Raw genomic sequence first — 20590 nt, 5'->3', positions numbered from 1 at the left:
TCGATACGAAAATACGCATTAATAAGTGAAAAATACTATGCATGCATAACAAATTTTCGTTAAAACGTGTTTTCATACAGTGAATTTAATTCCTATTTTTGCCATCCGCCATGAATGGCGAATTTTTAACGGAATATTTCAGCTGAAATTACCATATCATTCAATGAAGACAATACAATTTAGAGAGGCAGTTTGTGAAGCGATGAGCGAAGAGATGCGTCGCGATGAGTCCATCTACTTAATGGGTGAAGAAGTTGCCGAATATAACGGGGCTTATAAAGCTTCTAAGGGAATGCTAGATGAATTTGGCCCAGACCGTGTAATTGATACTCCTATTGCGGAGTTAGGTTTTGCAGGTATAGGTGTAGGTAGCGCGATGGGAGGTAACCGTCCTATCATCGAGTTTATGACCTTTAACTTCTCACTTGTGGGAATTGACCAGATCATTAACAACGCAGCAAAGATCCGCCAGATGAGTGGTGGTCAGTTTAACTGTCCTATCGTTTTTCGTGGTCCTACAGCATCTGCAGGTCAACTAGGAGCAACACACTCTCAAGCTTTTGAGAGCTGGTTTGCAAATTGTCCTGGTCTTAAGGTTGTAGTTCCATCTAATCCAGCTGATGCTAAAGGTCTTCTTAAAGCAGCTATACGTGATGACGATCCAGTAATTTTTATGGAGAGTGAGCAAATGTATGGTGATAAAGGAGAAGTGCCAGAAGGAGAATACCTTATTCCACTAGGTGTTGCAGACATCAAGCGTGAAGGTACAGATGTAACTATCGTTTCTTTTGGTAAGATCATTAAAGAAGCTTACAAAGCTGCAGAGCAATTAGAAAAAGAAGGTATTTCTTGCGAGATCGTTGATCTTAGAACTGTGCGTCCTATGGATCATAAAACGATCCTAGAGTCAGTTAAGAAAACTAATCGTCTTGTGATTCTTGAAGAAGCGTGGCCATTTGGTAACGTAGCGACAGAGATCACATATCAAGTACAAGCACAAGCTTTTGATTACCTTGATGCGCCTATCGTTAAGATAAACACGGCAGACACTCCAGCACCATATTCACCTGTTCTTCTAGAAGAATGGTTGCCTAATAGTGAAGATGTTGTTAAAGCTGTTAAAAAGGTTATGTATAAATAATAGTATACAACTATATTTGAGGCTTCACAACAGCGTTGTGAAGCCTTTTTTGTTTTAAATGAGCATCTTAAGCTCAGTCTATCACTGCCTATGAAGCATTTTCTTGCACTAATCTCTTGCTTTCTTTTTCCCTTTTTGGCTTTAAGCCAAACTAAAGCTGGCGGTGTGGTAAGCGATTCTCAGGGTAATCCTGTGCCATTTGCAAATGTGATCTACGTAGATTCTAACGATGGTACCATCACAGATGAAAACGGTAGATTCTATCTTGAGACAGACGAAAGTTATAAGCAACTACGTGTAACATTTATAGGCTTTGCGCCAAAAATAATCGACCTCGCCGGCCGTGTAAACTATGATCTAGAGATCGAGCTGGAAGAAGAAGCCGAGCAAATGGCAGAGGTTGTGGTGTACAGCGGGAAACAACCGAAGAAGAATAACCCAGCTATAGATATTCTTAAAAAGATCTGGGCAAATAAGCGCGAAAACGGACTAAAACAATTCAAGCAATATGCTTACGATAAGTATGAGAAGGTAGAATTTGACCTTAATACTATTGACAGTACTTTAATAAAACGCAAGATCTTTAACGGGATGGAGTTCATCTTTGATCAGATGGATACATCTCGCATTACAGGAAAAACCTATCTGCCCGTTTTTATCAATGAAGCTAGCAGCGAGGTGTATGGTGATAATATTTTAGGTAAAGAAAAAGAAGAACTTAAAGGAAACCGCAACAGTGGTTTTAATACAAACCAGACGATGATCTCCTTTATCAATGAGATGTATCCTGAGTTTAATATTTATGACAATTACCTGAAGTTTTTTGATAAAAGCTTTGTGAGTCCACTATCTACCACGGGCGTGAATACCTATAATTACGTCCTTGCAGATAGCACCTATATTGATGATAAGTGGTGTTACAATATCATTTATTACCCACGCAGAAGCAATGAACTTACCTTTAAAGGAGACTTCTGGGTGAATGATACAACGTGGGCGATCAAAGAAATTAACCTCACCGTTAATAAAAGCGCAAACATCAACTGGGTAAAAGAGATTTATGCAGAGCAGGAATATGAGGTTTTAAACGATAGCGTTTTCCTCATCACCCGCGATTATTTTATGTCAGACTTTGCTTTGAATAAAAAGGAAGAAAGCAAAGGGATTTATGGTAAGCGTACTACGCTTTTTAATAATTATGTCTTTGACGAAAAGAAGCCTGAGGAGTTTTACAAAAACCGCATTACCGCTTACGATAAGTCAATTTATACTCAGGATGATAGCTTCTGGGAGAAAAACCGCATGGAAGCCTTAAGCAAAGATGAAAAAGGCATTTATGACATGCTAGATACGTTGCAGAATGTACCAAAATTCCAGCGTTTGTATGACATGGGTTCTGTGCTCGTCTCAGGATATTATGAGTGGGATCAAGCGAACTTAGATATTGGTCCGGTTTTCTCGGCTTTTGGGTTTAATGATGTAGAAGGTTTACGTTTGCGCGGCGGTGCTAGAACCTATTTTGATCAAAATGATCCTTGGCGATTAGAAGGTTATCTTGCTTATGGATTTAAGGATGATAAATTCAAATTTGGGATCTCTGGTAAGGTATTGCTAGATAATGAAACCAGACTTATCGCATCTGCCGGTTATAGAAGAGATGTAGAGCAAACGGGCGCAAGTCTTACACAATCTACAGATGTTCTGGGTAGAAGTTTAGCTTCGTCTTCGTTAGTGACTGTGGGTTCTAATAACCAACTTACAAATATTAAACTAGGTAATTTTGCCATAGAAGCAGAACCTATTAAGAACCTTATCTTTCGTTCTGATTTTTCATACAGAACGTTAGAGAGTGCTTCGCCTGCATTTAATCTGAATTATTATACAGATGAAGCACGTACACAAACCACAGGAGCAGTAGAGCAAGCTGAGTTTATGCTTAGCGCAATTTTTGAGCCTGGTAAACGCACATCAGGTTTTGGTGTAGAGCGCACCACAACAAATGAGTGGTTCCCGACGATTTTTATGGGTTACACTAATGGAGTGAGCGATATTTTTAATAGCGATTTTGATTACAAAAGATTGCAATTTAGCTATCGTCAACCTTGGCGCGTAGGCGGTCTTGGTGTTTTTACTTCAGTTATTGAGGCTGGTAAAACCTTTGGCGAAGTGCCGTTGAGCTTATTACATGTTATCCCAGGTAATCAGAACCTGTTCTCGATCTATGGTACATTCCCGCAGCTCAATTATTATGAGTTTGTGACAGATACTTACGTCACTACGCATCTTGAGCATAACTTTGGCGGTCGTCTATTTGCGCGAGTTCCTTTCTTAAAGAAGCTTAACCTTAGAGAGATCATCGGGTTTAGAGCGGCTTATGGTTCAATTTCAGAAGAGAACCAGTTGCTCAATGCCACTGGTAAGATGTATCTGGCTCCAGAGAACGAGCCGTATTATGAATACAGTTTTGGTATTGGTAACCTCTTCAAGATCTTACGTTTTGACTTTCACTTTCGTGGAAACTACAATGACCTTCCAGATGCGAGAAAATTTGGAGTTACCGGTCAGTTAGAATTCGCATTTTAAGCGCATATTTTTAAGGATATGAGTAGTTCTTTGGCTTTAAGCCAAAAAACTTTACATCACGAAAACGTTTACTTGTAAATATTATCAATTTATTGACACTCTTTTCTTGCCTGCCGGTTTGATTAACGGTATTTTTGCACCCCTGAAATTGATGAATTTAATACCAAATAATAAAAGCAATGACAGCTGAAAAAATCAAATCCTTTGACGTCTTAGTTGAAATACCAAAGGGTAGCAGAAACAAGTATGAGTATGATTTTAAGCTGAAGAAAATACGTTACGACCGTATGATATTTTCTTCAATGATGTATCCTGCAGATTATGGTTTTATGCCAGAGACGCTTGCACTAGATGGTGATCCATTAGATGTACTTGTTCTTGTAACAGAACCTACATTTCCTGGCTGTGTGATTGAGGTTTATCCTATAGGCGTTTTTCATATGACAGATGAGAAGGGTCCTGATGAAAAAGTGATCTGTGTGCCTGTAAGTGATCCTATAGGTAGCGCTGTAAAAGATCTAAGTGATCTTAACCCGCATCTTATTAAAGAGATCGAGCACTTCTTCCAGGTTTATAAAGATCTTGAGAAAAAGAAGGTAGACGTAGGTGGCTGGGGTGATGCAGCAGAGGCTAAAGAGATCGTTAGCCAGTGTATCAACCGTTATCAAGACAGTGATGTACCAGTAGAAGAAGTGAGTATCAAATAAGTGATATTTTCTTATAAAATTTATAAAGGCCGCAATTTTGCGGCCTTTTTTATGACATAATCTTAGGTATTTATTATTGTGTTTAAATTCCTTCAATTTTGTTACATTAGCAAGTCTATAATCAAATCCTAATATTTTATGGAAAGTAATATGATCTGGGTACCAATTGGATTGGCCATCCTCGGGCTAATTTTTATGTTCATGAAAATGGCTTGGGTAAAAAAACAAGCTGCCGGCAGCGAAAAAATGCAATCGATTTCGAAGAGTATAAAAGAAGGCGCACTTGCCTTTCTCTCTGCAGAATATAAGTTGCTTCTCATCTTTGTTGTGATCGCGGCTGTCTTGCTTTACATCGTTTCAACTATTGTAGATACCACTAGCTGGATGATCGTTCCGGCATTTATTGTAGGAGCTTTTTTCTCTGCACTTGCAGGAAATATAGGTATGCGCATCGCTACAGAAGCAAATGCCCGTACCGCCGAAGCTGCCAAAACAAGTTTACCACAAGCGCTTAAAGTAAGTTTTGGTGGAGGTACAGTTATGGGACTAGGTGTTGCCGGTCTTGCGGTTCTGGGTTTAAGTTTATTTTTTGTTGTTTTTGTAGCACAATTTGTTACTGGTGGTGCAGATTTTTATGATGAGATGACGATGGTGCTAGAGGCGCTGGCTGGTTTTTCGCTTGGCGCAGAAAGTATTGCGCTATTCGCACGTGTGGGTGGAGGTATTTATACTAAAGCTGCAGATGTAGGTGCAGACCTTGTAGGTAAAGTAGAAGCCGGAATACCGGAAGATGATCCTCGTAACCCTGCAACTATTGCAGATAACGTGGGAGATAATGTAGGTGATGTTGCTGGTATGGGTGCAGACCTTTTTGGTAGTTATGTGGCGACTGTACTTGCGGCAATGGTTCTGGGTAATTATGTGATTAGAGATATGAGTGTTGATAGTCCGTTTACTGATGCATTCGGTAATATGGGGCCTATTTTACTTCCTATTGTAATTGCGGGAGTTGGAGTGTTAGCTTCAATCTTAGGAACTTTCTTAGTTAAGATCTCTAGCAATGATGCTAAAGAATCTCAAGTGCAAAAAGCTTTAGATCTTGGTAACTGGGTTGCTATTGGGTTGACGCTGGTGGCGAGTTATTTCTTGATACAGTATATGTTACCAGAGAATCTTGAGATGTTTTATTTTGGCGAAAGCCAAGCCCGTATAATCCCATCTATGAATGTGTTCTGGTCTGCTTGTATTGGTCTGGCTGTGGGCGCTTTGATATCTTGGGTGACGGCGCATTATACAAGTCTGGGTAAAGGACCTGTTCTTGATATCGTTAAAAATTCTTCTACTGGTGCGGCGACTAATATTATCGCTGGTCTTGCTGTGGGGATGAAATCTACCTTTGGTTCTGTGTTGCTTTTCGCGGCAGCGATATATGGTTCTTATGAGCTGGCTGGTTTTTACGGTGTGGCACTTGCTGCATCTGCGATGATGGCTACAACGGCTATGCAACTTGCAATCGATGCTTTTGGACCAATTGCTGATAATGCAGGTGGTGTTGCAGAGATGAGCGAACTAGAAGATCATGTGCGTGAGCGTACAGATATTCTGGATTCTGTGGGTAATACTACTGCGGCTGTAGGTAAAGGTTTTGCGATCGCTTCGGCGGCACTTACAGCTTTGGCATTATTTGCGGCTTACGTGACTTTCACAGGTATTGATGGTATTAATATTTTTAAAGCAGATGTGCTTGCTGCACTCTTTGTAGGTGGAATGATCCCTGTGATCTTCTCTGCGCTAGCCATGCAATCTGTAGGTAAAGCCGCGATGGAAATGGTACAGGAAGTACGTAGACAGTTTAAGGAAATTCCGGGAATTTTAGAAGGTACTGGGCAACCGCAATATGGTAAATGTGTAGAAATTTCTACTCGTGCCGCTTTACGCGAAATGTTATTACCAGGGTTGATCACGATCGTAACGCCTATTCTTGTTGGACTGATTTTTGGACCTGAGCCACTAGGTGGATACATGGCTGGAGTTTGTGTGTCTGGCGTGATGTGGGCGATCTTCCAGAATAATGCTGGCGGAGCATGGGATAATGCTAAGAAATCTTTTGAAGCCGGTGTGGAGATTGATGGTAAGATAGAATATAAAGGAAGTGATGCGCATAAAGCTGCCGTTACGGGCGACACTGTGGGTGATCCTTTTAAAGATACTTCTGGTCCATCGATGAATATTTTAATCAAACTTACTTGTCTGGTAGGTCTGGTGATCGCACCTATTTTAGCCGGTCATGGTGAAGGAGAAACGATGCTTGCTTTAGATGAGAAAAATTTTTCTGAAGAATTAGTAGTTACATCTGGAGAGCAAGATATTGCTTCAAAAAACGTGTCTATTACAGCAAGTGGAACAGAGGAGAACTATAAAGCTTTTGTGGATAAGGAGACTGTGATGAAAGATGGGAAGTCTATCCATGAGTATGTAACATTTAAAGGTACTCAGGATGAGGTCTTAACTAAAGTAGAATCTTTTAAACTACAGCCTTCTGTTAAAATAGATTAAAAGAGTCCTGTTAAATTAATAGAAGTTAAACCCCGCCTCAAAGCGGGGTTTTCTTTTTGGCGAAAGCCTCGTTAATTAAGATAAGTTTATAATTCAATTAAAATTCAAGTTCGGCGATATTGTATAATTTGAGTTCTATGCTGAAAACTCTACTTCAAAAATTGCGTTTACACGAAAAAGACCCTTTGCAGATCCATGGGTATCAAACCTATGGCACAGATTCTCACCTTTATTTAATAGGCCGCGCGCTTGAAGAAGAAGGTGTGAATCTTGATAAAAAAGGAGTTTTAAGCGCGTTTAAAAATGCATATTATCAATTTAAAAGCGACGAGTTGCCGCATGTAAAATTGCGTATTCGATTACCAGATGATCGTGTGTTTTATGTCACCACAGGGCCAGAAGGATATTACAAATTTGATGAAAAGGTAGAAGGTCTGGATGACTTAACAAATGAGGAAGGATGGTTACCGCTTGAAGTCGCTTTTGACGAACCGCGCAAAGACAGAGTAATCATAAATGATAACCGTTTCCCGGCGCAAATGCTGGTGCCTTCTAAAAATGCTGAATACGGCGTTATTAGCGATGTAGACGATACGATCTTACAAACAGGAGTTGTCTCTTTGCTTAAATGGCGTGTTATTTTAAATACGGTTTTTAGAGGTGTGGGTAAGCGTTTTCCGCTTAAGGGCGCGCCCGAATTGTATCAAAAATTCCATCTTGGGAAATCTGGTAAAGCGGCTAATCCCATTTTTTATGTGAGCAATAGCCCATGGAATTTATACCACTATCTTGAAGCTTTTATCAAGAACAACGACTTCCCAAAAGGGCCTATTTTATTGCGTAACATTCGTGGACCTTTTGATAAATCACCTAAGCCTGAAAAACCGCATAAGCAAAAAGAGATTCGCAATATTCTTAAGACCTATCCGCATTTGCAATTTGTATTAATAGGCGATAGCGGCGAGCACGACGCAGATATTTATATTGAGATCGCAGAAGAATTTCCTGAGCGTATTAAAGCAATCTATTTACGCAGCGTTAATCACGATAAGCGTGTTTTTCGCGTACGCGGACTCCTAGAAAAATTCAAGACTACGCCAGCCATGCTAGTTAAAGAAAGCACAGCGGCAGAAAAGCATGCTCGCGAAATGGGTTTGATAAAGTAAAACTCTAGAAAAGACCGTGAAGCTCTGCGTCAATACGGTTTATAATGTTACCTAGATCTTCAGGATTGTCTACAAAGTTTACATTATCAACATCAATGATCAGTAGATTTCCTTTGTCATAACCATGGATCCACGCTTCATAGCGCTCGTTAAGTCGGCTTAGATAATCAATAGAAATTGAGTTCTCATAATCTCTACCGCGCTTGTGTATTTGCTTCACAAGATTAGGAATTGTGCTGCGTAGATAGATAAGAAGATCTGGACCTTTAGTAACACGTTCCATAAGTTCAAAAAGCGATTTGTAGTTCTCATAATCGCGATTTGTAAGCAATCCCATCGCATGCAGGTTTGGCGCAAAAATATATGCGTCCTCATAGATCGTCCTGTCCTGGATGGTGTTTTTACCGCTTTCGCGAAGTTCTAACAACTGGCGGAAACGACTATTTAAGAAATAGATCTGCAGGTTAAAACTCCATCGCTCCATAGAGTTATAAAAATCGTCTAGATAAGGATTGTCTACTACGTCCTCAAATTGTGGATGCCAATTGTAATGCTTAGCGAGTAATCTTGTAAGGGTGGTTTTTCCGGCGCCAATATTACCGGCAATTGCAACGTGCATAATCTTAATTTTTGGGTAGGATAATCCTGTTGAACGACACAAAATCGAGGGTGTAAAGATACAGGTTTCCGCCATTCAAATAAAACTGTTTTAAGCCTTGAACGTTATCTTTTATAATTCTCCATGATTTTTGATTTTTCACTCGCACAACCAGATTATTATCTTTAATCGCGTACATATTTTCATCCACCACTTGCAAATCCTGCACTCCATAAATTTTCTCTCTACTCAGCAAACTTCCATAGCGATTGTAATGCAGCAACTCGTCTTCTGTAAGTATCCAGCAATTATTAAAATCACTCGCCATCTCAATTGCGTTTTTGCCTTGCGGCGAAAAAGTTTGCACTACTTTATTTAATCGATAGTCAAATAATTCTAACTGCTGAAGATCAATATTAAAGACCCATAATTTTCTGTCAGCCGCAGTTCTCGCATGGCTGATGTTGCGGTAATTTTCCAGGCGATTAAAATCTATGCGAGTGATCTCACTAAGCGTGTTGTCAAGAATGATCGCAGTATTAAACTCTTTATAAAAAACCGTGATCCGTAGCGGATTCAAAATGTCTACAGAGGTTATTTCGCCCAACTGGATGTCGCTAAATTGCAGATCTTCCTTATGATTCTTTTTATGAAGAATAGCGCCATCTACAAAATAAACATGCGTGTCAACACCTATAAAATCTTTATTCTTGAGTTGAAAAATGGTGTCTAGCGGCGAGATAGTAATATTTTGGCTTAAAGCCAAAAAAGGAAACAACAGAAAAACCCATACCAATTGCATAGCTGAAATTTAGTCATTTTTTTGAAAGGCAAAAGACGAAAGAGTAAATACGAAATGTGAAAGTTGAAAATCACCAGTCACTCACTAATTGACAAATTGAATAATTAGTTTCAATCCGTCAATTTATAGCCAAATCCTCTAACGTTTATGATTTGCAAAGAAGGGTCTTTTGCTAACTTCTTCCGGAGTTTTGATATGTAAACATCCATGCTGCGGGCGGCAAAAAAATCATCGTTATTCCACAATTTGTTAAGCACAACAGATCGATCTAACACCTGATTTTTATTCTTGATCAGGTGAAAAAGCAAATGCGCTTCGCGATGCGTGAGCATTTCGGCATCTGCATTTTTATATTCTAGTGTTTGCTTTGGGAAATCAAAAATGTAATCGCCCACTTCAAGCTTCTCGCTTTTTTGTTGCGTTTTCTTGCGCTGCAGCAAATTGTGAATGCGCACAATAAGCTCCTCCATACTGAAGGGTTTTTTAAGATAATCATTGCCGCCTATGGTAAAACCTTCTACAACATCGCTGGTCTGGCTTTTTGCCGTGAGAAAAATAATTGGGATGCTATCATCTTCTTTCCTGATCTCTTTTGCGAGTGTAAACCCATCTTTTTTTGGCATCATTACATCAAGCACAAGCAATTCTGGTTGTTGCTCACGATACATTTGCAGGGCTTTTTCGCCATCTGTGGCGAGATGAACTATAAAATCACGAGTCTCCAGACTTTCTTGCACGATCTGTCCCAGTGCGGGTTCGTCTTCGGCGAGGAGTATATTTATTTTTTCAGCCATGAGGAAGTGTGATTATAAAGTTAGTCGAATTCTTAAGCGCAACCGCAATGGTGCCTTGATGTCCTTCAATGATCTTTTTTGTGTAGTACAACCCGATCCCAAAACCTTTTACATCATGTTGATTGCCTTTTGGTACGCGATAAAACTTTTCAAATATTTGTTTCGCTTGCGCGGAAGTAAGGTTCTTTCCGTTGTCTTCAATGGTTAAGATCACTTGGTTTTTATCTGTGGTAAGTGTGGTTTTTATTGTATTTCCACCATATTTTACGGCGTTATCTAGCACATTGTTAAGCGCATTTTCCAGATGAAAAACATCAGCTGTGATCCACACGTTTTCGCGTAAAGCGGAAAAATCAAACTGCTTATCTGTAGCCAGTGCTTTGTGACGCTCTATAAGATTTTGAAGCAGGTCAACGAGGTTGATCTCTTCTTTATTAAGCGTAAGGATCTCACTGTCTAGCGTGGCAGTTTCTAGCAATTTCTCAACCATAAGATTGAGTTTGCTGAGTTGCACACTAGAGGTTTGCACATATTTTTTTGTCTTCTCAGGGTCGTTTGCTTTGTTGAAATTCTCAATACCCTCTAGCGCCACGCCTATGGTCGCGATGGGCGTTTTAAACTCATGGGTGATGTTGCTTATGAGATCATTTTTCATCTCGGCAATTTGTTTTTGTTTGTTAATGATCTTTAGCAAGAACAGTAAACAAGCGATGACGGCGATCATTAAGATGGTTGATAGTAAAATACCCATCATGTTTCTTTTGAGAACCGTTGCGGTGATATTTGTGAAGTAAAGATTTAATTCACTCTCGTCTGGAAGCAATTCTGAATTTGATGAGATTTTTAAAAATTTTTCATCAACAAAATCGGGATGTACAATTTGAGAAGCTTCGGTGTTAGTGGTTAATTTTAATCCGTAATCAACGTCAAGGTTTTTACGTTCAAGGTCAAGGGAGAAAAGACTATCAATGATATCAACATCAATAAAATCTGATTTAGAAGTAATTATTATGCTCGAGAATTCTGTCTTTTTTCCTTTTATATCGGCGAACAAAGAGTCATGCAGTCGGCGAGAGTTCTCAGCAAAATTTGAATTTCTTGCAATTGTTTTTTGCAGCGAATCAAACAGCTTTTCTTTTTTCTCTAAACGAGATTTTAGTTCTTTTAATGCTTTTTTTGCAGAATCAGATTCTTCGGTTTCTTTATATGTTATGGAGCTTTTAGTAAGTTGTATGTTCTTTTTATTTATTCCTTGAAAGCTATCAACGCTTTTTTGCCCGCGTAAAATCACAATGCCAGGAGCTCTTTTGATACTAATGCTATCTAAATTTTTTAACGAAAATCCATTAGAAGGTATGTTTTTCCCTATACTATCGAGAAAATTTGAGATGTCTCCAGTAGAACTTGTTGAACTATCTCTAAACAGTCCAATGGTGCTATTTTTTGCAACTGTAGCAAAATAATTGTTTACAGATTGGTCTAGGCTAATCTGCATGTCGTTTACCAGCCTTTGCTTTTCAGATCTATAATTTTTTACGTTCCAGTAAAACTGTATCGCCAGTGTAACCAGCACAACGCCAGCAACAAAGTAGATCATTGATTGATATTTGTTATTTTTCATATTCCAAATGTAGATTGAAAAATTAAGGCCTTCTCGACCGCTTAACACACGTTAACACTGGTTAACCTTTCTGCCGGTTTGTAACATAGACATTTGTGACATCAAATTACAAAAACACATAGTATGAAAAGAATACTCCTTATTAGTCTTATTTTTTTCGCTTTCGCGGAAGCGAAACTTACAGCTCAAGATTTTACTGGCGTTGCAACTTACAAATCGCGCAGAGCAGTAGACATCAAGATGGGCGGCAACATGAGCGATGAGATGAAAAAACAGATGGAAGAGCAAATGAAAAAACAGTTTGAAAAAGAATTTACTCTAACCTTCAACGCGTCTGAATCGCTTTACACTGAGAATGAAAAACTAGACGCGCCATCAATGCCTTCTAGCAACGGGATGGTGATAAAAGTTATCGAAAGTAGAGATGTGCTTTATAAAAATACACGTCTGGGAACTTTTGTAAATCAACAGGATCTTATGGGTAAGCAATTTTTAGTTCAAGATAGTTTGTCAAATGATAAATGGACGCTAGAGAAAGAAACAAAAAACATAGGTGATTATCTGTGCTACAAAGCCACGATGGAAAAAACCTATACCACAATGGAGTTTAACTCAGAGGATGAAGACAGTGATGGTCTCAAAGAAATTGAGAAAACAAAAACGATCACGGTGTGGTACACTCCGCAAATTCCTGTGAATAATGGTCCGTCTACATATTATGGTTTGCCAGGATTAATTCTAGAAGTTCAGGATGATAAGCTAAGCCTTCTATGCAGTAGTGTGGTTTTAAACCCAAAAGAAAAACCAGAGATCATTGCACCAGATAAAGGTAAAAAGGTAAGTCAGGATGAGTTTAAAAAGATCCAGAAAGAGAAAATGGAAGAAATGACTGCTAGGATGAAGTCTAACAGAAAATCTGGTAACGGAGAATCAATAGAAATAAGAATAGGAGGTTAATTTTCTGAAATACATTAAACTATTTTCTTTTTTTGTAGTCATATCGTTAAACATTTAAGAAATGAAGAGAATAGTTATAGCCCTTGTTATTGCACTTCTTGGTGGTGCAGTTAATGCACAGGATTTTAAAGGTGTCGCTACGTATCAAACTAAAACTACGCTAGACATGAACGGTTTTGGCGGTAGAGAGATGAGCGAGCAAATGAAAAAACAGATCGCAGAGCGTATGAAGTCTATGTTAGAAAAAACATACACGCTTAGTTTTAATAAAACCGAATCTGTTTATGAAGAAGAAGCTAAGTTAGAAACACCCGGTGCTGGCGGTATGCGTTTTATGGGCGGTGGTTTTAGTCAAGGGCCGGTTTATAAAAATGTTGTAGAAAACCTTTATTCTCGTGAAAACGAACTTATGGGGAAGCAATTCTTAGTAAAAGATTCGCTGCCTAATTTAGACTGGAAGCTAGAGAAAGAAAGTAAAATGATAGGTCAGTATGCCGCTTTTAAAGCAACAGCAACAAAATCTAGCGAAGGAACCTTTAGATTCAGACCTCGCAGAGAACAAGACTCTACAGAAAATGACGAACCAAAAACTGAACTAGTTACCGTGTGGTACACTCCGCAAATTCCGGTAAATCAAGGTCCGGATGAATACTGGGGATTACCAGGATTGATCCTTGAAGTTCAATTTGGTAACACTGTGATCATTTGCAATAAGATCGTACTTAATCCTAAAGAAGAGATCACGATCACAAAGCCTAAAAAAGGCGAAGAAGTAACCCGTGAGGAATACGCACAAACGGTAAAAGAAAAAACCGAAGAAATGCGCGAGCGTTACAGCGGCGGCCGTAATCGCGGCGGATTTCACCGTGGCGGACAATAATTCTCTTTAAGGGGACCATTCATCATCCGGCGATTGCCGGGCATAATCAACCAAATTTTATGAAAAAACTATATGTAATTTTCATGTTCATTGGCATGCTCGCCAGTGCGCAAAACATTAAAGTTTCAGGTACAGTTAAAGACTCAATAGGTACGCCGCTTGAGCTTGCAAACGTCATCGCGACAAAGACAGATGGCAGCATGGAGTCTTATTCTATTTCTAACACAGAAGGTAGATATCAAATGAGTTTGCCTTTCGGCGAAAGCTACACACTCACAGCTAGTTTTCTTGGGTTACAGGCTACGCAAAAAGAGTTAGACCTTACCACAAATGAAGAAGACAGAACGCTAGATTTTAATCTTAATCCGCTAGCAAATCAACTAGACGATGTGGAGCTGGTTTATGAAATGCCAGTTGTAGTGCGTGGTGATACCATTGTTTATAACACAGATTCATTTACAAACGGTACAGAGCGTAAGCTAGAGGATGTTCTTAAAAAATTACCTGGTGTTGAGATCACAGATGATGGCGGTATTCAAGTAGAAGGTAAATCTGTAGGTAAGGTGATGGTAGAGGGTAAGGACTTCTTTGATGGAGACACAAAACTTGCGACAAAGAACATTCCGGCGGATGCCTTAGAAAAAGTTGAGGTGCTTAAAAACTACAACGAAGTTGATCAAATGCGCGGCCTAGGAAATGATCAAGATAATGTTGCGATCAACTTAAAATTAAAAGAAGGAAAAAAGAACTTCTGGTTTGGTGAGATACAAGGCGGTATAGGCGATGGCGAGAGAACGCGATATAAGGGAAGCACAAAACTATTTTACTACACGCCTAAGGGAAGTGTGAACATCATTGGTAATTCTAACGACATAGGCGATGTGCCTTTTACCTTTAGAGATTATTTCAACTTTACTGGTGGTTTTAGAAATTTTAATCGCGGTGGCGGTACATCTTTCAATATCAGTGATAGTGGATTGGGCTTTCTTGTAACTCAAAATAATCGTGCAAACGAGATCAAGACAAACTTTGGTGCAGCAAACTTTAGTTATGAGATGGCGCAGGGTCTTGATGTGAGTGGTTTTACACTTTTTAGTGACAACAAAACAAACTTTATAAACAGATCGCTACGTCAGTACATCACAAACAACGCTACTGAAAATAGCACGTCTAATAGCGAGCAAAGTAATCAGTTGGCTATGGCCAAATTCAGCGCGACGTATAAACCTAGCGCTAGTTTGCAGATCGATTATGACGTGATCGCAAAAAAATCGAAGCAAGACGAGTTTACTGATGCGCTTTCGATCTTCACGGCAGATGGCGAGACTACAAATAACACGGTAAATGAGATGAAAGAGAATGAACCTTTCAGTCTTAATCAAAACGTGAATGCATATTACACGCTTAATGAGAAGAACATTTTTGCAGGTTATGCTCAGCATTTGTATCAAAATGAAGATCCGTTTTACAATGCCGCCGTTGCTGCCCAGCCCTTTGAAGGTATTTTACCTTTAGATGAAAATCAGAGTGTTTTTGATGTAAATCAAGACAAAATGATAAAGTCTAATAAGCTTGACGCAAAATTAGATTACTGGTGGGTGATCAATGATAAAAGTAACATCAACTTTAGCTTGGGTTCTACCTTAAGCCGTCAGGATTTTAATACTTCTATCTTCCAGATGCTTGACAATGGAGATAGAAATAATTTTACTGACGATGCATTTAATAATGACGTGCAGTACAATTTTTCTGATTGGTATGTTGCAGCGCATTATAAATTTAAAACCGGGATCTTTACTTTTACCCCAGGGTTGAATTTGCATAATTATAATGTAAAAACAGATCAGTTAGGCTCTACAACTTCAGATAATCTTACCATGTTATTGCCAGATGTTTTTGCGCTGGCGCAGTTTAAACAAAGCGAAAGTTTGCGTTTAAATTACAGTATGACGGCTAGCTTTAGCGACGTGAATGATTATGCTGAAGCGTATGTTTTTAATAATTACAACAGACTTTCTCAGGGTAATCGTTACCTAGAAAATGGTGTTTTTCATAGCGTGAATTTAAATTACTTCAACTTTAATATGTTCAATTTTACGAACATGAACTTTGGTGTAAACTATACGAAGAGAATTGACGCGATCAAGAACTTTGCAAGCATTGTGACCAGCGATAACAGTCAGGTAATTAACCAGGTTTCTTCGCCTATTAACAGTGATGAAGTTGATGAGGTGATTAGCGGTAATGGTAGATTTCAGAAGACTTTTAGAAAATTTAAGTTGAACACTAGCGCTAATGTTTCTTACAGTTCGCTGTACAACATTAACAATGGCGACTACCGTCAATCAGAGAATTTCACGCAAAACTATCAAGCAAGTTTTGAAACCAACTTTAAGAACGCGCCAAACTTTGAAATAGGCTACAACCGCAGCATAAATGAGTATATGACCGGCGCTGTGACTTCTAAATTTTTTACAGACAGACCATTTGCAAACTTTGAGGTTAATTTCTTAAAAGGTTTCACCTTCACGGCAGACTGGAGTTATTATAACTACACTAATGCAGATGACACGGTGCAAAACGAGTATTCGTTCTTAGAAGCGAGTTTATTTTACCGCGGCGAAGACAGCAAATGGGAGTTTAGATTAGACGGCTCAAACCTGCTTAACGTAGACTCTTTAAACCGCGACAGTTTTGTAGAAAACCTAAGCACAACCACAACAGAATTCTTTGTGATGCCACGCATCGTGATGTTCTCGGTTTTGTACAACCTATAATTTCCGCAACTGCGAAATTCTGGCAGCAGCGGGAATTTCGCGTAAGCGGAATACGATTTGAACCCTATGAGCTTTGCTTGTAGGGTTTTTTGATTTGAGATATTTTATATATTTAACCGTATGAAAAATGTATTGGTTTTACTTCTTACGGTTTTTGTTTGCCTTACGGCGAAAAGTCAACAAATAGACATGGGTGTTTATGCTGGTGCTTCTGCATTTAGAAACAAGTCTTTTGATGATAATTTTTTTGGAGATGTTGAGGTTGGTGTAAGTTTTTTAAACAAGTTTTGGCTTTCGCCAGAAGTAAGTGCGGGTTACACCTTTGGTGATCTAAACGATTTTGATTCCTACGACACTCAAGATCCTAATTTTGTAAATGAAAGGGTAGAAACCTCTTATAAAGGTACTTTTTATTCTCTAGGAGGAAGGTTGCGCGTCACAAAGCGAGAAGATGTCTGGTTAATTTTGACGCCTAAATATGTGCTTGGTAATTATAAATTTAACTCTAACTATTATGAACGTCAGAATGAGAATAATTATCTAACATTAACTGAAACCGCTAGTAACAGGAGCAGTTTTAGCTATTTTAATTTTGGTGCAGGTATAGAAGGTTATCTAGATAGTGAAGAAAAATTGCTGGCTTCTTTCTCAATTTTGTACACAACACGCTATCTCAAAGATGAGTTTGACAAATTAAGTTTTGAAAACACAAACCGCTCTACCGGCTCAGCCAGTGGAGTGACAATAGGTGTAGGTGTGAAGTTTCAATATTGTTTGTTTTAAAATAATTACATTATGAAAAAGACCTCACAGGTTTTCAAAACCTGTGAGGTCTAATATTTCTTATTTTTTAGATTTCAGAAGCCGAATTTGTATTGATCAACAAGTCGGTATGATAAGTATTTTTATCAATATCCTCGCTTCCGCGAAACACTATTTTTTAATTTTTCTCCGCGCTGCATGCGTTTGTAGTTTTCTGCAACTTGGGATGCAAGCGCCCGTGGACTGCTAATACTCGCCGTATGCGGAGTTACAAAAACATCAGGGTGACTCCAGAACGGATGTTCTTTAGGCAAAGGTTCGGTTTTAAAAACATCTAGGGTTGCGCCTTTTAGATTGCCATTTTCAATTGCAGGGATGAGGTCTTCTTCTTTAAGATGACCGCCACGACCTACATTGATGAGGTAAGCGTCTTCAGGAAGTTTGGCAAACAAGTCGGCATTAAGGATATCTTTTGTGTTCTCGTTGAGTGGTAAAAGGCAAATAAGGATTTGGCTTTGCGCCAAAAATTCATCCATTTCATCACTCGTATAACTTTTAATGCCCGGTACTTCTTTTCGCGAATGCGAATACCCGATGACTTTAAAATCATTCTTTTGAAGCAATTTACCCACATGTTGACCTAACGTTCCAAAACCTAAAATTCCCACAGTCACATCTTGCGGTTGTGGATATTTATAGCGCTGCCAGTTTTCATCAGCTTGCTGATTGAAAAACCTATCAAAAAACCGAATAGCATTAAGACAAGCGGTCAACACGAATACGCCCATGTCTTCCGCGAGTTTGTTGTCCACAATTCTGGCAAGTGGGATTTCTTCGGCGATACTATCGTCTTCTAAAAGATGATCAGCACCGGCGCCCATAGAGCCTATGGCTTTAAGATTAGGATATTCCGCGTAAGCGCCTTGCGGAGCTTTCCACGAAAGTGCAAACGTGATCTCACTTTTATCTTTTACCGTTTCTGGAGTGTACACCGGTATTTCTGGAGCCGCACTATTGAGTGCTTTTAACCAAGCGTTATAGTTGCTGTCGTCTCTAAGAAGAATAATTGCCATAGGGGTAAAATAATTCTGTCACCCTGAACTTGATTCAGGGTCTCATGAGGGTAACTAAAATAATAAGATTCCGGAACAAGTCCGGAATGACCTTAAGCGGCTTTATAATTATAGGTTAAATGCTTCCTTAACTTGGTCTACATAATCTAGTTTTTCCCAAGTGAAGAGCTCAACTTCTTTTGTGATTTTTCCGCTATACGGACTCTCAAAAACCTTTGTGATGATTTGTGGAGTTTTACCCATGTGACCATAAGCTGCGGTCTCACGATAAATAGGATTGCGCAATTTTAGTCTGTCTTCAATCGCTGCAGGACGCAGGTCAAAAAGTTGGCGAACCTTTGCGGCGATCTCTCCATCGCTTAAACCTACTTTGTTTGTTCCATACGTTTCTACAAAAATAGATGTAGGCTCAACTACACCAATTGCGTAAGAAACTTGCACTAAAGCCTCGTCAGCCACACCAGCAGCAACTAGGTTTTTTGCAATGTGTCTTGCAGCATATGCTGCAGAGCGGTCTACTTTACTTGGATCTTTACCAGAAAAAGCTCCACCACCGTGCGCACCTTTACCACCATAAGTATCTACGATGATCTTTCTTCCTGTAAGTCCGGCATCACCATGTGGCCCACCGATCACGAATTTTCCGGTAGGGTTGATATGGTAAACGATATCATCGTTAAAAAGTTTAGCCAACTCTTCTGGCAAAGCATTTTTAACGCGTGGAATCAAAATTTTCACGATATCCTCACGGATCTTGGCTAGCATTTTTTCATCTTCATCAAAAGGGTCATGCTGCGTAGAAACCACGATTGCTACGATCTTTTGCGGTACGTTATCGTCGCTGTATTCTATGGTTACCTGTGCTTTTGCATCAGGGCGTAGATAGGTGATCTCATCATTCTCACGACGCAATTTTGCGATCTCTAGCATGATGCGGTGAGAAATATCTAGCGCAAGCGGCATGTAATTTTCGGTCTCTTTTGTAGCATAACCAAACATCATCCCTTGGTCACCAGCGCCTTGCTCTTCCTTGCTCTCACGGTCAACACCTTGGTTAATATCTTGTGATTGCTCGTGGATCAAAGAGATCACACCACAGCTATCACCGCTAAATTGATAAGCACCTTTAGTATATCCTATTTCGTTGATAACATCTCTAGCGATGGTTTGCACGTCAAGATAAGTGTCGCTTTTTACCTCGCCAGCAAGTACTACTTGACCGGTAGTTACAAGAGTTTCACAAGCTACCTTTGACTCAGGGTCAAAAGCTAAAAAGTTATCGAGAAGCGCATCGCTAATCTGGTCTGCGATTTTGTCTGGGTGTCCTTCAGAAACACTTTCAGATGTAAATTGATAAGCCATTCAAGCCGATTTTAAAATTCAAAAAAATGGGGCGATTTGACTTGAAAAAACCAAAAAAGGTAGAAGATACTGCCTTTAGCATTTTTTAGCGGTCTTAAGACCTAGAGGTTGCAATCAGTCAAATCTTTCCTCTTTTGCGGGGCAAATGTAGGCATTTGCAGAATATTAAAAAACGGAAATCGATTTCTTATGAAAATTTATGATTTGTGAATCAATTTGCGATTTACTTGTGATTATTTAGACCGTTTGATCTTTATGGGATTTTGGCGGGTGTCAAAAACGTCAACAATTTCAATGCGACTTTTTACCTCATTCAGCCAATAGATGATTTTATAATTTGAATAGATCAAATACCTGAAGTTTTCTTCTCGTGCGATTAAAAGCTCCTCGATTTGCCCTAATTGGGGTTGAAGTCTTAATAATTTTGATTCAGAAACGATGCCGACTATAATTTTCTTGGCAACCTGACTACTAGCTTTCTCTTTGTAATAGGCATATATTTCGGCCAGTTGGTTTTTAGCAAACGCTGTCCAAAATACATCTAGCTCCATGAGTCTATTTCTTTCTCAAGATCTTTTGTAGAAATTATATTGTCTTGCTTAGAGTCATGCATAGACGCATCGATTCTTGCATTAAACTCTTCTTCTGTCATTGGGTCAAACTTCTTATTGTCAAGATTTTTTCGCTCAACATTAAGAATTTTTTCAAGCTGCAGGATTACATCTTCCTGTTGTACTTTCAGGAATTCTTTGATCAATTCTAATTTTCGGGTTTGTAAATCCATCGTCCTAGCTTTCTCTTTATCAAAGAT

General features: G+C 39.1%; 17 protein-coding genes. 9 read left to right on the top strand and 8 right to left on the bottom strand.

Annotation, left to right across the window (positions count from 1 at the left end):
• Nucleotides 1-163 precede the first annotated feature (163 nt).
• The 5 genes from ACZ5L8_RS11920 to ACZ5L8_RS11900 all read left to right on the top strand — a co-directional run bounded on the left by ACZ5L8_RS11920 (nucleotide 164) and on the right by ACZ5L8_RS11900 (nucleotide 8153).
• Nucleotides 164-1141 carry a pyruvate dehydrogenase complex E1 component subunit beta gene (locus tag ACZ5L8_RS11920; RefSeq protein ID WP_464437774.1) on the top strand — a complete coding sequence of 326 codons (978 nt, stop codon included), beginning with the start codon at nucleotides 164-166 and terminating at the stop codon, nucleotides 1139-1141.
• 90 nt (nucleotides 1142-1231) lie between these two features.
• Nucleotides 1232-3724, top strand: coding sequence for a DUF5686 family protein (locus tag ACZ5L8_RS11915; RefSeq protein WP_464437772.1), 2493 nt, complete (start codon nucleotides 1232-1234; stop codon nucleotides 3722-3724).
• A gap of 179 nt (nucleotides 3725-3903) precedes the next feature.
• Complete coding sequence (locus ACZ5L8_RS11910; protein WP_464437769.1) at nucleotides 3904-4431, top strand: inorganic diphosphatase; 528 nt, start codon at nucleotides 3904-3906, stop codon at nucleotides 4429-4431.
• A 138-nt stretch (nucleotides 4432-4569) separates the two neighbouring features.
• Nucleotides 4570-6987 carry a sodium-translocating pyrophosphatase gene (locus tag ACZ5L8_RS11905; RefSeq protein ID WP_464437767.1) on the top strand — a complete coding sequence of 806 codons (2418 nt, stop codon included), beginning with the start codon at nucleotides 4570-4572 and terminating at the stop codon, nucleotides 6985-6987.
• Between the two features lie 137 nt (nucleotides 6988-7124).
• Nucleotides 7125-8153 carry an App1 family protein gene (locus tag ACZ5L8_RS11900; protein WP_464437765.1) on the top strand — a complete coding sequence of 343 codons (1029 nt, stop codon included), beginning with the start codon at nucleotides 7125-7127 and terminating at the stop codon, nucleotides 8151-8153.
• Nucleotides 8154-8157: 4 nt separating this feature from the next.
• On the opposite strand, the gene ACZ5L8_RS11895 is transcribed toward ACZ5L8_RS11900, so the two are convergent.
• The 4 genes from ACZ5L8_RS11895 to ACZ5L8_RS11880 form a co-directional block, all read right to left on the bottom strand.
• On the bottom strand, nucleotides 8158-8772 hold the full coding sequence (locus ACZ5L8_RS11895) for a deoxynucleoside kinase (protein WP_462600434.1): 615 nt from the start codon (nucleotides 8770-8772) through the stop codon (nucleotides 8158-8160).
• Nucleotides 8773-8776: 4 nt separating this feature from the next.
• Nucleotides 8777-9553, bottom strand: a complete 777-nt coding sequence (locus ACZ5L8_RS11890) for a hypothetical protein (RefSeq protein ID WP_464437763.1) — start codon at nucleotides 9551-9553, stop codon at nucleotides 8777-8779.
• 110 nt (nucleotides 9554-9663) lie between these two features.
• Nucleotides 9664-10347, bottom strand: a complete 684-nt coding sequence (locus ACZ5L8_RS11885; protein WP_464437762.1) for a response regulator transcription factor — start codon at nucleotides 10345-10347, stop codon at nucleotides 9664-9666.
• Nucleotides 10340-11968: a sensor histidine kinase gene (locus ACZ5L8_RS11880; protein WP_464437760.1), complete on the bottom strand. Its 1629-nt coding sequence runs from the start codon at nucleotides 11966-11968 to the stop codon at nucleotides 10340-10342. The genes ACZ5L8_RS11885 and ACZ5L8_RS11880 overlap by 8 nt, the downstream gene beginning before the upstream one ends.
• Nucleotides 11969-12091: 123 nt before the next feature.
• Between ACZ5L8_RS11880 and ACZ5L8_RS11875 the strand changes: the two genes are divergently transcribed.
• The 4 genes from ACZ5L8_RS11875 to ACZ5L8_RS11860 all read left to right on the top strand — a co-directional run bounded on the left by ACZ5L8_RS11875 (nucleotide 12092) and on the right by ACZ5L8_RS11860 (nucleotide 17365).
• A complete protein-coding gene (locus ACZ5L8_RS11875; protein WP_464437758.1) occupies nucleotides 12092-12925 on the top strand; it encodes a GLPGLI family protein in 834 nt (277 codons plus the stop codon).
• 61 nt (nucleotides 12926-12986) lie between these two features.
• A complete protein-coding gene (locus ACZ5L8_RS11870; RefSeq protein WP_464437757.1) occupies nucleotides 12987-13805 on the top strand; it encodes a GLPGLI family protein in 819 nt (272 codons plus the stop codon).
• 59 nt (nucleotides 13806-13864) lie between these two features.
• Nucleotides 13865-16582 carry a carboxypeptidase regulatory-like domain-containing protein gene (locus tag ACZ5L8_RS11865; protein ID WP_464437755.1) on the top strand — a complete coding sequence of 906 codons (2718 nt, stop codon included), beginning with the start codon at nucleotides 13865-13867 and terminating at the stop codon, nucleotides 16580-16582.
• A gap of 120 nt (nucleotides 16583-16702) precedes the next feature.
• On the top strand, nucleotides 16703-17365 hold the full coding sequence (locus tag ACZ5L8_RS11860) for an outer membrane beta-barrel protein (protein ID WP_464437754.1): 663 nt from the start codon (nucleotides 16703-16705) through the stop codon (nucleotides 17363-17365).
• A 125-nt stretch (nucleotides 17366-17490) separates the two neighbouring features.
• On the opposite strand, the gene ACZ5L8_RS11855 is transcribed toward ACZ5L8_RS11860, so the two are convergent.
• The 4 genes from ACZ5L8_RS11855 to ACZ5L8_RS11840 form a co-directional block, all read right to left on the bottom strand.
• Entirely contained in the window at nucleotides 17491-18417 is a 927-nt protein-coding gene (locus ACZ5L8_RS11855) for a 2-hydroxyacid dehydrogenase (RefSeq protein WP_464437752.1), read from the bottom strand.
• A 108-nt stretch (nucleotides 18418-18525) separates the two neighbouring features.
• Nucleotides 18526-19779, bottom strand: coding sequence for a methionine adenosyltransferase (gene metK, locus ACZ5L8_RS11850; protein WP_464437750.1), 1254 nt, complete (start codon nucleotides 19777-19779; stop codon nucleotides 18526-18528).
• Nucleotides 19780-20012: 233 nt separating this feature from the next.
• Nucleotides 20013-20330 carry a type II toxin-antitoxin system RelE/ParE family toxin gene (locus ACZ5L8_RS11845; protein WP_464437749.1) on the bottom strand — a complete coding sequence of 106 codons (318 nt, stop codon included), beginning with the start codon at nucleotides 20328-20330 and terminating at the stop codon, nucleotides 20013-20015.
• On the bottom strand, nucleotides 20321-20563 hold the full coding sequence (locus ACZ5L8_RS11840; protein WP_464437748.1) for a hypothetical protein: 243 nt from the start codon (nucleotides 20561-20563) through the stop codon (nucleotides 20321-20323). The genes ACZ5L8_RS11845 and ACZ5L8_RS11840 overlap by 10 nt, the downstream gene beginning before the upstream one ends.
• Between the last annotated feature and the right edge of the window lie 27 nt (nucleotides 20564-20590).

This window comes from Leeuwenhoekiella obamensis (assembly GCF_055391795.1).
The sequence above is the reverse complement of the archived record's forward strand: the minus strand, read 5'-3'. Positions and strand labels throughout refer to the sequence as shown.

Excerpts from the sequence above, each read along its gene's own strand:
- ACZ5L8_RS11920 (WP_464437774.1), top strand. The coding sequence starts at position 164 with ATGAAGACAATACAATTTAGAGAGGCAGTTTGTGAAGCGATGAGCGAA.
- ACZ5L8_RS11915 (WP_464437772.1), top strand. The coding sequence starts at position 1,232 with ATGAAGCATTTTCTTGCACTAATCTCTTGCTTTCTTTTTCCCTTTTTG.
- ACZ5L8_RS11910 (WP_464437769.1), top strand. The coding sequence starts at position 3,904 with ATGACAGCTGAAAAAATCAAATCCTTTGACGTCTTAGTTGAAATACCA.
- ACZ5L8_RS11905 (WP_464437767.1), top strand. The coding sequence starts at position 4,570 with ATGGAAAGTAATATGATCTGGGTACCAATTGGATTGGCCATCCTCGGG.
- ACZ5L8_RS11900 (WP_464437765.1), top strand. The coding sequence starts at position 7,125 with ATGCTGAAAACTCTACTTCAAAAATTGCGTTTACACGAAAAAGACCCT.
- ACZ5L8_RS11895 (WP_462600434.1), bottom strand. The coding sequence starts at position 8,772 with ATGCACGTTGCAATTGCCGGTAATATTGGCGCCGGAAAAACCACCCTT.
- ACZ5L8_RS11890 (WP_464437763.1), bottom strand. The coding sequence starts at position 9,553 with ATGCAATTGGTATGGGTTTTTCTGTTGTTTCCTTTTTTGGCTTTAAGC.
- ACZ5L8_RS11885 (WP_464437762.1), bottom strand. The coding sequence starts at position 10,347 with ATGGCTGAAAAAATAAATATACTCCTCGCCGAAGACGAACCCGCACTG.
- ACZ5L8_RS11880 (WP_464437760.1), bottom strand. The coding sequence starts at position 11,968 with ATGAAAAATAACAAATATCAATCAATGATCTACTTTGTTGCTGGCGTT.
- ACZ5L8_RS11875 (WP_464437758.1), top strand. The coding sequence starts at position 12,092 with ATGAAAAGAATACTCCTTATTAGTCTTATTTTTTTCGCTTTCGCGGAA.
- ACZ5L8_RS11870 (WP_464437757.1), top strand. The coding sequence starts at position 12,987 with ATGAAGAGAATAGTTATAGCCCTTGTTATTGCACTTCTTGGTGGTGCA.
- ACZ5L8_RS11865 (WP_464437755.1), top strand. The coding sequence starts at position 13,865 with ATGAAAAAACTATATGTAATTTTCATGTTCATTGGCATGCTCGCCAGT.
- ACZ5L8_RS11860 (WP_464437754.1), top strand. The coding sequence starts at position 16,703 with ATGAAAAATGTATTGGTTTTACTTCTTACGGTTTTTGTTTGCCTTACG.
- ACZ5L8_RS11855 (WP_464437752.1), bottom strand. The coding sequence starts at position 18,417 with ATGGCAATTATTCTTCTTAGAGACGACAGCAACTATAACGCTTGGTTA.
- metK (WP_464437750.1), bottom strand. The coding sequence starts at position 19,779 with ATGGCTTATCAATTTACATCTGAAAGTGTTTCTGAAGGACACCCAGAC.
- ACZ5L8_RS11845 (WP_464437749.1), bottom strand. The coding sequence starts at position 20,330 with ATGGAGCTAGATGTATTTTGGACAGCGTTTGCTAAAAACCAACTGGCC.
- ACZ5L8_RS11840 (WP_464437748.1), bottom strand. The coding sequence starts at position 20,563 with ATGGATTTACAAACCCGAAAATTAGAATTGATCAAAGAATTCCTGAAA.